The following is a 14176-nucleotide window of genomic DNA, read 5'->3' on the forward strand; positions in this document are numbered from 1 at the left end:
GACAGGACGGCCGCGGGCCGGTGCCGGCCGGCCCGTGCGGCCAGCGGAGCTGCCAACGGCCCCTGCCGCCGGTGCCGGCCGGCTCAGGCGCCGGCCTTCAACCCCTGCACCGCCTTCATCCGCGCATCGATCTGCCGGCCCTTGCGCGCGCGCTTGGCCACATAGAGGTCGATGCTCGATTTCACGTCGACCGCGCGCTCCTTGCCGCCGAGCGTGCCCACCACCACCACGCCGCGCGCCTTGTCGAAGGCGATCACGTCGAGCAGCTTCTCGCCCGGCTCCAGCTCGATCAGATTGACGCCGCGCCCGCCGCCCGGCTGATGCTTGAGCTCATCGGCGCCAAACACCAGCAGCCGGCCATTGGCCGACAGCGCCGCCACATGATCGACCCGCGTGCCGGCGGCCAGCAGATGCGGGCGCAGCAGCTCGGCGCCTTCATCCAGCGTCACAAAGCTCTTGCCGCCGCGCTGGCGCGTGCTGAGGTCGCCGAGCTTGGCGGCAAAGCCATGCCCGGCGGTCGTCGCCAGAATCAGCCCCGAATCGGCCGGCCCGGCCAGCAGATGGACGATGCGCGAGCCCGACTCCAGATCGATGAAGCTGGTCACCGGCTGACCGTCGCCGCGCGCGCCCGGCAAGGCCGCGACCGCCACGTTGTAGACCCGCCCGTTGCTGCCCAGCGCCACCAGCGTGTCGACGGTGCGGCACTCGAAGGTGGCGTAGAGCGAATCGCCGGCCTTGAAGGTGAACTGCGCCGGATCGTGCCCATGCCCCTGCCGCGCGCGCAGCCAGCCCTTGTCCGACACCACCACCGTGACCGGCTCGTCGACCACCTTCACTTCCACGGTCGCGCGCTTTTCGGTCTGGATGAGCGTGCGGCGGTCGTCGCCGTGGGTCTTGGCATCGGCCTCGATCTCGCGCACCAGCTGGCGCTTCATCGCGCCCGGATTGCCGAGCAGTTCGGCGAGGCCCGCGCGCTCCTTGCGCTTCTCGTCCAGCTCGCCCTCGATCTTGATGCGCTCCAGCCGCGCCAGCTGACGCAGCCGGATTTCGAGAATGTCCTCGGCCTGGATTTCGCTGAGCCCGAAGCGCGCGATCAGCGCCGGCTTCGGCTCGTCGGCCTCGCGGATGACCTTGATGACCTCGTCGATGTTGAGGAAGGCAATCAGCCGGCCCTCAAGAATGTGGATGCGCGCGTCAACCTTGCGCAGCCGGAAGTGGGTGCGCCGCGTCACCACCTCGACCCGGAACGCGACCCACTCGGCCAGGATGTCGACGAGGTTCTTCTGCCGCGGCCGGCCGTCGCGGCCGACCATCACCAGATTGACCGGCGCGCTGCTTTCCAGCGAGGTGTGCGCGAGCAGCGTGTTGGCGAACTCGGCCTGATCGATGTTGCGGCTCTTGGGCTCGAACACCAGGCGCACGGCGGCGGCCTTGCCCGACTCGTCGCGCACCGCATCCAGCAGGCCGAGCATCTGCGCCTTGAGCTGCTGCTGCTCGGGCGACAGCGCCTTCTTGCCGGTCTTGATCTTGGGATTGGTCAGCTCCTCGATCTCCTCCAGCACCTTCTGGCCCGAGGTGCCGGGCGGCAGCTCGGTGACCACCAGCTGCCACTGGCCGCGCGCCAGATCCTCGATCTTCCAGCGCGCGCGCAGCTTGAGGCTGCCGCGCCCCGACGCGTAGATGTCGCGGATGTCGCTGGCCGGCGAGATGAGCTGGGCGCCGCCCGGAAAGTCGGGGCCGGGGATGTGTTCGAGGATGGCGTCGAGGCCGATCTCGGCAGCGGCGCGCGACAGTGCCGCGCCGGCCAGTTGCAGCCGCGTGTCGTCGCCCGAGATGCGCGGCAGTCCGTCGGCGCCGAGCGGCAGCGTGGCGCCCTCGCCCGCCGCGCCGGCCGCCGCTGCCGCGCCGGTGCCGAACAGCTGGCTCACGCCGCCGAGCACCGCCGGCGCCAGCTTCTGGAGCATCGCGACCGCCGCCTTCGCCACTTCGCGCAGGTTGTGCGACGGGATTTCGGTGGCGAGGCCGACGGCAATGCCCGAGGCGCCGTTGAGCAGCACCATCGGCAGCCGCGCCGGCAGCAGGCGCGGCTCGTCGAAGGTGCCGTCGTAGTTGGGCGCGAAATCGACCGTGCCCTCGTCCAGTTCGTCGAGCAGCAGGTTGCTGATGGCCGACAGCCGCGCCTCGGTGTAGCGCATGGCCGCCGCGCCGTCGCCGTCGCGCGAGCCGAAGTTGCCCTGGCCGTCGATCAGCGGATAGCGCAGCGAGAAGTCCTGCGCCATGCGCACCAGCGCGTCGTACACGCTGGTATCGCCGTGCGGATGCAGCTTGCCGAGCACGTCGCCGACCACGGCGGCGCTCTTGCGCGGCTTGGCGCCCGTGGTGCCGGCAAAGCCCAGGCCCATCTCGCGCATCGAATAGAGGATGCGGCGCTGCACCGGCTTCTGGCCGTCGGCCACGTCGGGCAGCGCGCGGCCCTTGACCACGCTCACCGCGTAGTCGAGATAGGCGCGCTCGGCATAGCGCGCGAGCGTCAGGGCTTCGGAGTCGGGCGATTCCGGCGGGAGGAGCAGGTCGGCCATGGGCAGGTGTAGGGCTTGGTTCGGCCGCGCGGGGCGACCGGGGTTGAGGCGAAGCGCGCGATTCTAGTGAACGGCGATGGCGTGGCGCGGCACGCTGGCGACGGACGGACGCTGCGGCGCCTGCGCGCCGAACACGATGCGCTCGAGCGCAGCTTCATCGCGCAGCGCGCAGACCTCGCGGTACAGAAGTTCGGCCTCGGCATGGCGGCGGCGCAAAAAGTTGAGCCATTGCTTGAGCCGGCCGGCGCGCTGGTCGCGGCCGGTGAGCTGGCCGCAATCGATCCAGAACGCGGCGAGCAGCGGTTGCAGCGCCGCCCAGTCGAGCCCGCCGTGGCCGGGCGCGGCGATGGCCAGCGCGAGGCCGGGGTCGGTGACCATGCCGCGCCCGAGCATCAGGTCGTCGCAGCCCGAGATGGCGCGGCAGCGACTGGCGTCGGCGGGCGTGAACACGTCGCCGTTGGCGATCAGGCGCAGCTTTACCGCGGCGCGGATGTCGGCGATGCGCTCCCAGTGCGCGGGCGGGCGGTAGCCCTCGACCTTGGTGCGCGCGTGGACCACGAGTTCCTCCGCGCCGCCGGCCTCGATGGCTTGCGCGCAGTCGACCGCGAGCGAGTCGTCGCAGAAGCCGAGCCGCATCTTGGCCGACAGCGGCACGCCGGCCGGCAACGCGGCGCGCACGGTCTCGACGATGCGTTGCAGGTTGTCGGGCTCGGTGAGCAGCGCCGCGCCGCCGCCATGGCGGTTGACGATCTTGGCCGGGCAGCCGAAGTTGAGATCGACGCCGGCCGCGCCGAGGGCTGCGACGGCGGCGGCGTTGTCGGCCAGGCAGGCGGCGTCGCTGCCCATGAGCTGGGCGCGCACCGGCACGCCGGCGGGCGTGAGGCCACCGTGGTCGAGTTCGGGCATGACGCGGCGGAAGGCGCGGTCGGGCAGCAGCGTGCCGGTCACGCGGATGAACTCGGACACGCAGCGGTCGATGCCGCCGGCGCGGGTGAGGATGTCGCGGAGGACCCAGTCTAGGAGGCCTTCCATCGGGGCTAGTAGGAGCATTCGGGCGAGGGTAGTTCATTGGCTGTTGGGTTGGCTGCGGCGCGCGGGCTGGCCTGAAGGGCCCCGCCGGCCGACTGGCTCGCCCGGCCGCGAGCGGCCGGGTTCCCTCGCTGCGGTGACGGGCGCCGGCCCGGTCCGCCAACTCAGGCCGCTTGCGCGGCCTTCAAACATGCGGACCTGAGCCGCTGCGCGGCTCACCGGCGCCCGTCGCCTTCGCTCGGCGTGCCAGACGGCCGGCGGGGCCCTTCAGGCCAGCCCGCGTGCCTCTTTCGGCTATTCAAGGCGATGGCCGCTTCGCGGCTGTGGCTCAGGCACCAGGCTCCCCGAGCAACATGGGCCGCTCGCACAACCGCCAGCCCCTCGCACAGGCACCCGCAACCCCACCGCGCGAACGAGCTGCCGGACGGGGGCGGGGCGTGGGCACGCCGTCGGGAGCGCCGAGCTCCGGGGCCGGATGCTGGCGAGCCGCGCAGCGGCTCAGGTCCGCATGTTTGAGCAACGCGCAAGCGTTGCGAGTTGGCGGACCGGCCAGCCTCCGGCCCCGGAGCGAGGGCAGCCGGCCCCGCCGGCCGCTCGCGTCGGCGCGCCCGCGCCCCGCCCCCGTCCGGCAGCGCTCCCCGAGCAAACCTCTACCGCTGCGGCACGCGAAACAGCGCATCGGCGGAGTAGCCCATGGCCACCACCCGCGCCACCAGCGCCGCGTACTCCTCATCCGTCACCACCGGCGTGCGCGCCATGATCCAGACCAGATCGCGCCGCTCGCGCGCCACGATCACGCGCGAGTAGTCGTCGGCCAGCCAGGCGATGCGGTAGTCGGCCTTGATCGGCCACAGAAACTGCATGCCCCAGACCGCATTGCCGCTCGCCGCATCCGGAAAACCGGTCGGCCGCATCGTCTTGGGCTCGCCGTCAAAGCCGCCCTTGCGATAGCTGAAGGTGGTGGCGACGCTGCCGTCGGGCTTGAGCTCATAGCGCTCGACCTGCTGCCAGGCATCGCGGTCGAGAAAGGTCGGGATGTGGGCGATGACATGCCAGTCGCCCATGAAGCGCGGCAGGTCGACGCGCGCGGCCAGCGGCAGCGGCGGCCGTGGCGCGCCGGTGGAACAGGCCGCCAGCAGCGGCAGCGCGGCCAGCAGCGCAAGGGCGGCGCGGCGCGGGGCGATTCGGTTCATGACGATCTCCGGCAAACGGCAGTTCACGCGCCGGGCCGCCGGGGCCACCACGGCACAAAGGCCGAGGTGCGCGCCATGTAGTCGCGGTAGCCCGGCCGGCGTTCGGCAATGTCCTTTTCCAGCAGCGCCACGCCCGACACCTTGAGCAGCAGCCCGGTCAGCATCAGCGGCGCCAGCACCGTCCAGGCGCCGCCGGCGGCCAGCGCCACCAGCCACAGCCCCCACCACAGCAGGCATTCGCCGAAGTAGTTGGGATGGCGGCTGAAGCGCCACAGGCCGCTGTCGAGCACCCGGCCGCGATTGGCGGCATCGGCCTTGAAGCGGTCGAGCTGCGCATCGGCCAGCGCCTCGATGCCGAGCCCGAGCGCAAACACGCCAAAACCCAGCGCATCGAGCCAGCCGAGCGGCGCGGCCGAGGCCAGCGCCGGCGCGGCGACCCAGCTCAGCACCCAGGCCAGCACGGCTTGCAGGCCGAACACCAGATACAGGCTCTTGTGCGCAAAACCGGGCTCGTTGCGCTGGCGGATTTCCTCATAGCGCCGGTCCTCGGGCTGGCCGCGATTGCGGCGCGCGATATGCAGCGACAGCCGCAGCGCCCACAGCCCGATGGCCGCCAGCACCCAGGCCGCGCGCGGTACGGTCGCGGTCTGCGCCACCTGCTGGCCCAGCGCCGACAGCAGCACGAACGGGCCCCACATCACATCCACGAAGCTCACCCGGCCCACGCTCAGGCTGGCGCGCCAGCCCACCACGGCCAGCATCAGCGCCGCCGCCAGTCCGGCCAGCAGCGCCATCACGCGCGCCGCTCGAACAGGTAGTGCGACACCCACCACTGGTTGCCGCCGTCATGGCCGAACAGCTCGGCGCAGGACATGAAGAAGATGCGCCAGCGCGCCAGCCAGACGCCGGCCGTGTCGTCGCCATAGGTGCGCGCCAGGATCGGCAGCGCCGCATCGCGTCGCGCATCGAGGTTGGCGAGCCAGGCGTTGCAGGTGCGCTCGTAATGCCGGCCATCCCAGCGCCAGCGCCGCAGCAGCCGCAGGTCGTCCTGAAAGCGCGCCGGCAGCTCGTCGCTCGGCATCATTCCGCCCGAGAAGAAGTGGCGGCTCATCCAGTCGCCCGGGCCTTCGGCCACAAATGCATAGGGCGTGGCGCGCTGCACGAACACATGCATGAAGAAGCGCCCGCCCGGATTCAGCCAGCCGGCCAGGCGGCGGAACAGCTCGGGCCAGTTGCGCATGTGCTCGAACATTTCCACCGACACGATGCGGTCGAAGCGCTCGTGCGGGTCGAAGCGGTTCATGTCGGCGGTGACGACGCGCAGATTGCGCAGGCCGCGCAGCATCGCCTGGGCCTCGATGTAGGCACGCTGCGACGCCGAGTTGGACACCGCGACGATGCGGCTGGCCGGATAGCGCTCGGCCATCCACAGGCTCAGCGAGCCCCAGCCGCAGCCCAGTTCCAGCACGGTCTGGCCGTCGGCCAGCTCGGCGCGGGCGCAGGTCTCGGCCAGCGCCGCGTCCTCGGCCGCGTCGAGCGTGGCGACGCCCTCGGGCCACCAGCAGGCGCTGTACTTGCGCCGCTTGCCCAGCGCCAGCGCGAAGAACTCGGCCGGCACTTCGTAATGCTGCTCGTTGGCCAGCTCGGGCAGCAGTGCCACCGGCGCGTTGCGCATCGCGGCGACAAAGGCTTCGGTGCGCGCGGCGGCGGCTTCGGGCCGGTCGGCGTCGATCTCGCGCAGGCGCTGGGCCAGCAGGCGGCGGATGCCGGCGCGCACCAGGCTGTCGGGCGCGCGGCCCTGTTCAACCCAGCGGATGGCGATGTCGGTAGCGATGGTCATGGGCGGGCTCGTGCGGGCGCCGGAACTCCGGCCTTGCCGACCCAGACCGCGCCGGTCGCGCTTGGTTCAGCCGGCCCGCTGCGACACAAAAAACAAAACGCGCGCCCGGCCCCGAGGCCGCAACACGCGTTGTGCCGGCCTGCCGCGTCAGACCCGGAACCGCCCGATCGCCGAGGCCAGCTGGCGCGCCTGCGACTTCAGGCTGTCGGCCGCCGCCGTGCTCTGTTCCACCAGCGCCGAGTTCTGCTGCGTCATGGCGTCGAGCTGCGACACCGCCTGCGTCACCTGGCTGATGCCGAGCGTCTGCTCGCGCGTCGCCGCGCCGATCTCGCGCACCAGCCCGCCCACGCGCTCGACCCGCGTGACCACGTCGTCGATGGTCCGCCCCGCGACGGCCACGCGTTCGCTGCCGGCGCCGACCTTGTCGGCCGAGGCGCCGATCAGCGCCTTGATCTCCTTGGCCGCCTGCGCGCTGCGCTGGGCCAGCGTGCGCACTTCGCTCGCCACCACCGCAAAGCCGCGCCCCTGGTCGCCGGCGCGCGCGGCTTCGACTGCGGCGTTGAGCGCGAGGATGTTGGTCTGGAAGCTGATGCCGTCGATCACGCCGACGATGGCCTCGACCTTGCGCGACGAGGCCTCGATGTCCTGCATCACCGCCACCACCTCACGCACCGCCGCGCCGCCCTTCACCGCCACGTCGGTCGCGGCGATGGCGAGGTCCGTCACCTGGCTCGCGTGCTCGGCGTTCTGCTGCACCGTGCCCGACAGCTCTTCGAGCGAGGCCGAGGATTCTTCGAGGCTCGCCGCCTGTTCTTCGGTCCGCGCCGACAGGTCCACGCTGCCGGCCGCCACTTCGCTCGCGCCGGTCTCGATCTGCTCCGATGCCTGCTTGAGCGAGCGGATCAGCTCCGACAGCCGTACCACCATGCCTTGCTGCGCGCGCGACAGGTCGGCCAGTTCGTCGCGACCGGTCACGTCCAGCCGCACCGTCAGATCGCCGTCGGCGACCCGGTTGGCGGCCTGCACCGCCGCCTGCAACGGCACCACGATGGAACGCGTGATGAACACCGTCGCCGCCGCGCCGATCAGCAGCGTCGCGACGCCGATGGCGATCATCGTCACGGCTGCGGCATGCATCGCGGTCGCGCCGCGTTCCACGGCCTCGTCCTTGAGCTTGACGTTGTAGTTCCAGTCGGCCTCGGTCGCGTCGAGCACTCGTGCCGCCACCTTGCGCAGCTCGCCCTCGGCGATCTTGCCGCGCACCGCGTCGAGCCGCGCGCGGTCGCTGCCCGACGCGCCCAGTTCGGCGCGCAGGGCCTGCCAGCTCGCGGCGTAGGCATCGGCGGCGGCGCCGATTTCCCGCCACAGCCGGCGGTCCTCGTCGTCGCTGACATAGAGGCGGCCGTACTCGGCATGGGCGTCGGTGAACTTCTGCCAGCGCCGGCTGCGGTCCTCGGTGGCCACCTTGCGGCCGGCTTCGTCGTTGCCGAGCGCCACGCGCAGGTCGCCGCGGCGCACGCCGCTGATGCCTTCGCGCATTTGCGCCAGCGCGGTGAGCGACGGCACGGTATCGGCCGACACCTCGCGCGCCGCCGCGTCGATGGCGCGGATCTGTGCCCATGCGGTCAGGCCGATGGCCACGGAAAGCAGCAGCATCAGCCCGAAGCCAAGCGCGAGTCGGCGCGAAAGCCGGATTTGATTGAGCCAGACCACGGGGCGGTCTCCTGAAGTGAAATCGTCGACCGGCGTCACGCAACCCGGTCAGCCTGCAAGTGTTCAGGAGTACCGCCGGATGAAAACGGCGATCAGGAGAACCGACAGGCACCACTTCGGCGCATGCCGCCCAAGCCCGCAATCAGACCCGGAACCGCCCGATCGCCGACGCCAGCTGGCGCGCCTGCGACTTGAGGCTGTCGGCCGCCGCCGTGCTCTGTTCCACCAGCGCCGCGTTCTGCTGCGTGACCGCATCCAGCTGCGACACCGCCTGACTCACCTGCTCCAGCCCGGCGGTCTGCTCGCGCGTCGCGGCGCCGATCTCGCGCACCAGCCCGCCCACGCGCTCGACCCGCGCGACCACGTCGTCGATGGTCCGCCCCGCCACCGCCACCCGCTCGCTGCCGGCGCCGACCTTGTCGGCCGAGGCGCCGATCAGTTCCTTGATCTCCTTGGCCGCCTGCGCGCTGCGCTGGGCCAGCGTGCGCACTTCGCTCGCCACCACCGCAAAGCCGCGCCCCTGGTCGCCCGCGCGCGCCGCCTCGACCGCCGCGTTGAGCGCGAGGATGTTGGTCTGGAAGCTGATGCCGTCGATCACGCCGACGATGGCCTCGACCTTGCGCGACGAGGCCTCGATGTCCTGCATCACCGCGACCACTTCACGCACCGCCGCGCCGCCCTTCACCGCCACGTCGGTCGCGGCGATGGCGAGGTCCGTCACCTGACTCGCGTGCTCGGCGTTCTGCTGCACCGTGCCCGACAGCTCTTCGAGCGAGGCCGAGGATTCTTCGAGGCTCGCCGCCTGTTCTTCGGTCCGCGCCGACAGGTCCACGCTGCCGGCCGCCACTTCGCTCGCACCGGTCTCGATCTGCTCCGACGCCTGCTTGAGCGAGCGGATCAGCTCCGACAGCCGCGTGATCATTCCCTGCTGCGCGCGCGACAGATCGGCCAGCTCGTCGCTGCCCGTCACGTCCAGCCGCACCGTCAGATCGCCATCGGCCACGCGGTTGGCGGCCTGCACCGCCGAGCGCAGCGGCCCGATGATCGAGCGCGTGATGAGCATCGTCGCCGCTGCGCCGATCAGCAATGCAAAAGCGGCGGCGGTCAGCATCGCCTTGCGCGCCGTCGCATCGGCCTCGACCGCGCGCACCGATGCCGCGTCGCCGAGCTTGACGTTGTAGTCCCAGTCGGCCTCGATGGCGTCGAGCGCGGCATTGACCGCCTGGCGCAACTTGCCGTCGTTGATCTGGCGTCGCAGCTCGGCCGTGCGCTCCGGCTCGCCGAGCGCCGCCTTCAGCTCGTTGAGCGCGGCATTGGACTGGCGCCGGTATTCCTCGGCCGCCACGCCCGCCACCTGCCAGAGCCGGCGATCCTCGTCGTCGCTGATCATTCCCTTGCCGTACTCCGCATAGGCGCGGTCGTAGTCGGCCCAGCCCTTGGCCTGCACCTCGCCCGACTTGCGACGGCTTTCGTCGTTGTCGGACAGCGCCACGCGCAGCTCGGAACGCCGCGCCAGCGAAAGCCCGTCGCGCATGTGCGCCAGCACCGTCAGCGACGGCATGGTGTTGGTGGCCAGATAGTTGGCCGAAGCGGCGACGCTGGCGATCTGCACCCAGGCCACGCCGACGATGCCCATGCAAAGCGCAAGCACCAGCCCGAAGCCGAGCGCAAGTCGCTGCGAAAGTTTCAGTTGATTGAGCCAGTCCACGGGCTGTCCCCCCAGTTGTCTTGTCGTTGTAAACGGACATGTGCCGGCGCTTCCACGCCCGATGCCAGTCCGGGCGCCGAGTATCTGGCGCGACAATGTGAGCGGATGCTTCGATCAACGACTGGGAAGACTTGCTGTTTTGCGCATGACGGAGGTGGACGCTTCGTCCTGCGCGCCGGCGCTCAGACCCGGAACCGCCCGATCGCCGACGCCAGCTGGCGCGCCTGCGACTTGAGGCTGTCGGCCGCCGCCGTGCTCTGTTCCACCAGCGCCGCGTTCTGCTGCGTGACCGCGTCGAGCTGTGACACCGCCTGACTCACCTGCTCCAGCCCGGCGGTCTGCTCGCGCGTCGCGGCGCCGATCTCGCGCACCAGCCCGCCCACGCGCTCGACCCGCGCGACCACGTCGTCGATGGTCCGCCCCGCCACCGCCACCCGCTCGCTGCCGGCGCCGACCTTGTCGGCCGAGGCGCCGATCAGTTCCTTGATCTCCTTGGCCGCCTGCGCGCTGCGCTGGGCCAGCGTGCGCACTTCGCTCGCCACCACCGCAAAGCCGCGCCCCTGGTCGCCGGCGCGCGCCGCTTCGACTGCGGCGTTGAGCGCGAGGATGTTGGTCTGGAAGCTGATGCCGTCGATCACGCCGACGATGGCTTCTACCTTGCGCGACGACGCCTCGATGTCCTGCATCACCGCGACCACCTCACGCACCGCCGCGCCGCCCTTCACCGCCACGTCGGTCGCGGCGATGGCGAGGTCCGTCACCTGGCTCGCGTGCTCGGCGTTCTGCTGCACCGTGCCCGACAGCTCTTCGAGCGAGGCCGAGGATTCTTCGAGGCTCGCCGCCTGTTCTTCGGTCCGCGCCGACAGGTCCACGCTGCCGGCCGCCACTTCGCTCGCGCCGGTCTCGATCTGCTCCGACGCCTGCTTGAGCGAGCGGATCAGCTCCGACAGCCGCGTGATCATTCCCTGCTGCGCGCGCGACAGATCGGCCAGCTCGTCGCTGCCCGTCACGTCCAGCCGCACCGTCAGATCGCCGTCGGCCACGCGGTTGGCGGCGCTCACCGCCGCGTTCAGCGGCACCACGATCGAGCGCGTGATCAGCAGCGTCGCCGCCACGCCAATCAGCAGCGCGAAGCCGGCGGCAACCGCCATGGCCCGGCGCGCCATTGCATTGGCCTCGCCCGCGCTTGCGACCGCGGCCTCCTTCAGCTGGATGTTGTAGTCCCAGTCGGCGTCGATGGCGGAGGTGGTGTGCGCGAGCAGCGCCCTGAGCGAACCGAATCCGATCTGATGGCGCAACTGGCGCACCTTGGCCGCGTCGTCCAAGGACTCAAGACTGCGCAGCGCCTCGTCCGAGGCGCTCAGGTAAGCATCGGCCGCCGCGCCGGCCTCCTGCCACAGCCGCCGGTCGTTCTCATCGCTGATGGCGACCTTGCCGTACTCGGCATAGGCCGCGCGAAACTGGCCAAGCGCCTTGGTCCGCCCGAGGATCGCTTCCTGATGGTCTTCCGGCGTGTTCGCCAGCATCACGCGCAGCTCGTTGCGGCGGACCACCGACAGCGATTCGCGCATCTGGCCCAGGATCGCCAGCGACGGAATGGTGTTGCTGGCGAGGTTGTTTGCCGTGGCATTGATGGCACCGATCTGTACCCACGCCGTCGCCACGATGACCATGCACAAGGTCAGCACCAGGCCAAAACCCAACGCCAGTCGCCGCGCAAGCTTCAATCGATTGAGCCAATTCATCAGAGTCGTCCCAGTTTTTTGTATTTGAAGTTGTTTGCCGTCGCCAGCGCGACCGACGGCCGACAATCTTCCTTGGGTTCCGATGGCTTTATCCGGTTATCAGGCAGGGAAAACACCGTCTTTCTTGCCAAGACCTTTCCGCCGGCCTGGGTAGCGGCCGGCGCCACGCTCAGATGTCGGCTTCGGCCTCGTTGCCGTGCTCTTCGAGCCAAGCGCGGCGCGCGCCAGCCTCGCCCTTGCCCATCAGCATGTTCATCACGCCGTTGGTGGCGGCGGCGTCGAACTCGCCGAGCGTGACGGCCTGGAGCCGGCGCGTGTCCGGATTCATCGTCGTGTCCCAGAGCTGCTCGGCATTCATCTCGCCCAGACCCTTGAAGCGGCTGATCTGCCAGGCCGTGTCCTTCACGCCGTCCTTGCGCAGCTTGTCGAGGATGGCTTCCAGCTCGGCGGCGTCGAGCGCGTAGAGCTTCTGCGCCGGCTTCTTGCCGCGCGCGGGCGCATCGACGCGGAACAGCGGCGGCCGCGCCACATGCACATGGCTGCGGTCGATGAGCCGCGGAAAGTGCTTGTAGAACAGCGTCAGCAGCAGCACCTGGATGTGCGAGCCGTCGACATCGGCGTCGCTCAGGATGCAGATCTTTCCGTAGCGCAGGCCGCTCAGGTCCGGCTCGTCGTTGGGCCCGTGCGGGTCCACGCCGAGCGCCACCGCGATGTCGTGGATTTCGTTGTTGGCGTACAGGCGGTCGCGCTCCGACTCCCAGCTGTTCAGCACCTTGCCGCGCAGCGGCAGGATGGCCTGGAATTCCTTGTCGCGGCCCATCTTGGCGCTGCCGCCGGCCGAGTCGCCCTCGACCAGAAACAGCTCGTTGTGGGCGATGTCGGTGCTCTCGCAATCGGTCAGCTTGCCCGGCAGCACCGCCACGCCCGAGGTCTTGCGCTTCTCGATCTTCTGCCCGGCGCGCAGCCGCGATTGCGCCTGCTTGATGACCAGCTCGGCCAGCTTGCGGCCGTGGTCCACATGCTCGTTGAGCCACAGCTCCAGCGCCGGCCGCGCAAAGCTGCTCACCAGCCGCACCGCGTCGCGCGAATTGAGCCGCTCCTTGGTCTGGCCCTGGAATTGCGGATCGAGCACCTTGGCGCTCAGCACGAAGCTGGCGCGCGCGAACACGTCTTCGGGCATGAGCTTGACGCCCTTGGGCAGCAGCGCATGCATCTCGATGAAGCTCTTGACCGCGCCGAACAGCCCCTCGCGCAGCCCGCTTTCATGGGTGCCGCCGGCCGGCGTCGGGATGAGGTTGACGAAGCTCTCGCGCACCACCGGGCCTTCCTCGCAGAAGGCCACGACGTATTGCGCGCCCTCGCCCTGCGCAAAGTGGTCGTCGTTGGGGCCGGCAAAGCCTTCGGCGCCAAAGACCGGAATCAGCGGCTCGCTCGCGCCGCTGCCGGCCAGCGTCTGGTCGAGATAGCCCTTGAGCCCTTCCTTGAAGAACCAGTCCTTGGTCTCGCCCTTGGCGTTCTTGAGCGAAGTTTTCACGCCGGCCAGCAGCACGGCCTTGCTGCGCAGCAGCCGTTCCAGCTCGGCAATCGGAATCACCGGCGAATCGAAATATTTGGGATCGGGCCAGACCGTGACCCGCGTGCCCTGCTTGCGGTCGCCCGGGCCGGTCGCGCGGGTCTTGAGCGGCTCGATCACGTCGCCGGCCGAGAACACGATGTCGTGCGCCTTGCCGTCGCGGAACACCGTCACCTCAAGCCGCGTGGACAGCGCATTGGTCACGCTCACACCCACGCCGTGCAGGCCGCCCGAGAAGCTGTAGGCGCCGCCCGAACCCTTGTCGAACTTGCCGCCGGCATGCAGCCGCGTGAACACGATCTCGACCGTGGACACGCCTTCTTCCGGGTGGATGCCGACCGGAATGCCGCGCCCTTCGTCGTCGATGGTCAGGCTGCCGTCGGGGTTGAGCGTGACGTCGATGCGCTTGCCCCAGCCGCCCAGGCATTCGTCGGCCGCGTTGTCGATGACTTCCTGAACGATGTGCAGCGGGTTTTCGGTGCGGGTGTACATGCCCGGCCGCTGCTTGACCGGTTCGAGGCCCTTGAGAACCTTGATCGAGGCTTCGCTGTAGTCGCTGGTCTGGGGATTTCGGATCGATCGATCAGCCATGAATTCGCATTGTGAGAAATCGGGGGCTCAGAGTTATTCACAATTTTTGTGAACAACGGGGGACTTGACTTGCCCGCAAGCCCCGCCGGCATTGGCTTGCGCTGGCCTGCCCAAGATTTCGGCAAGCCGGCGGCGGAGGTTGCGGCAGGGATGAAAACCGGGATCGGCGCCAGACCGACCCCTTGACAAGGCCGGCTGGCAAGCC

At 70.1% G+C, this 14176-nt stretch carries 9 protein-coding genes; all 9 read right to left on the reverse strand.

Annotated elements, in window-relative coordinates; translation table 11 throughout:
* Window positions 1-83: 83 nt before the first annotated feature.
* The gene (locus tag B9P64_RS12335) at window positions 84-2579 is read right to left on the reverse strand and encodes a DNA topoisomerase IV subunit A (protein WP_235839991.1); all 2496 of its coding nucleotides are present in this window, start codon (window positions 2577-2579) and stop codon (window positions 84-86) included.
* Between the two features lie 63 nt (window positions 2580-2642).
* Entirely contained in the window at window positions 2643-3629 is a 987-nt protein-coding gene (locus B9P64_RS12340) for a tRNA dihydrouridine synthase (RefSeq protein WP_085316540.1), read from the reverse strand.
* A gap of 629 nt (window positions 3630-4258) precedes the next feature.
* Complete coding sequence (locus B9P64_RS12345) at window positions 4259-4801, reverse strand: lipocalin family protein (RefSeq protein WP_085316646.1); 543 nt, start codon at window positions 4799-4801, stop codon at window positions 4259-4261.
* 23 nt (window positions 4802-4824) lie between these two features.
* Window positions 4825-5595 carry a DUF1295 domain-containing protein gene (locus B9P64_RS12350; RefSeq protein WP_085316541.1) on the reverse strand — a complete coding sequence of 257 codons (771 nt, stop codon included), beginning with the start codon at window positions 5593-5595 and terminating at the stop codon, window positions 4825-4827.
* Window positions 5595-6641 carry an SAM-dependent methyltransferase gene (locus B9P64_RS12355; protein ID WP_085316542.1) on the reverse strand — a complete coding sequence of 349 codons (1047 nt, stop codon included), beginning with the start codon at window positions 6639-6641 and terminating at the stop codon, window positions 5595-5597. The genes B9P64_RS12350 and B9P64_RS12355 overlap by 1 nt, the downstream gene beginning before the upstream one ends.
* A 147-nt stretch (window positions 6642-6788) precedes the next feature.
* On the reverse strand, window positions 6789-8354 hold the full coding sequence (locus B9P64_RS12360) for a methyl-accepting chemotaxis protein (RefSeq protein WP_085316543.1): 1566 nt from the start codon (window positions 8352-8354) through the stop codon (window positions 6789-6791).
* Window positions 8355-8496: 142 nt separating this feature from the next.
* Window positions 8497-10062, reverse strand: a complete 1566-nt coding sequence (locus B9P64_RS12365; RefSeq protein ID WP_176256822.1) for a methyl-accepting chemotaxis protein — start codon at window positions 10060-10062, stop codon at window positions 8497-8499.
* A gap of 182 nt (window positions 10063-10244) precedes the next feature.
* Entirely contained in the window at window positions 10245-11807 is a 1563-nt protein-coding gene (locus tag B9P64_RS12370; RefSeq protein ID WP_085316545.1) for a methyl-accepting chemotaxis protein, read from the reverse strand.
* Between the two features lie 169 nt (window positions 11808-11976).
* Window positions 11977-13971 (reverse strand): DNA topoisomerase IV subunit B, encoded by a 1995-nt coding sequence (locus B9P64_RS12375; protein WP_085316546.1) that lies wholly within the window; start codon window positions 13969-13971, stop codon window positions 11977-11979.
* Window positions 13972-14176: the final 205 nt, after the last annotated feature.

This window comes from Derxia lacustris, from assembly GCF_002105195.1.
Lineage (GTDB): Bacteria > Pseudomonadota > Gammaproteobacteria > Burkholderiales > Burkholderiaceae_E > Derxia > Derxia lacustris.

Excerpts from the sequence above, each read along its gene's own strand:
- B9P64_RS12335 (WP_235839991.1), bottom strand. The coding sequence starts at position 2,579 with ATGGCCGACCTGCTCCTCCCGCCGGAATCGCCCGACTCCGAAGCCCTG.
- B9P64_RS12340 (WP_085316540.1), bottom strand. The coding sequence starts at position 3,629 with ATGCTCCTACTAGCCCCGATGGAAGGCCTCCTAGACTGGGTCCTCCGC.
- B9P64_RS12345 (WP_085316646.1), bottom strand. The coding sequence starts at position 4,801 with ATGAACCGAATCGCCCCGCGCCGCGCCGCCCTTGCGCTGCTGGCCGCG.
- B9P64_RS12350 (WP_085316541.1), bottom strand. The coding sequence starts at position 5,595 with ATGGCGCTGCTGGCCGGACTGGCGGCGGCGCTGATGCTGGCCGTGGTG.
- B9P64_RS12355 (WP_085316542.1), bottom strand. The coding sequence starts at position 6,641 with ATGACCATCGCTACCGACATCGCCATCCGCTGGGTTGAACAGGGCCGC.
- B9P64_RS12370 (WP_085316545.1), bottom strand. The coding sequence starts at position 11,807 with ATGAATTGGCTCAATCGATTGAAGCTTGCGCGGCGACTGGCGTTGGGT.
- B9P64_RS12375 (WP_085316546.1), bottom strand. The coding sequence starts at position 13,971 with ATGGCTGATCGATCGATCCGAAATCCCCAGACCAGCGACTACAGCGAA.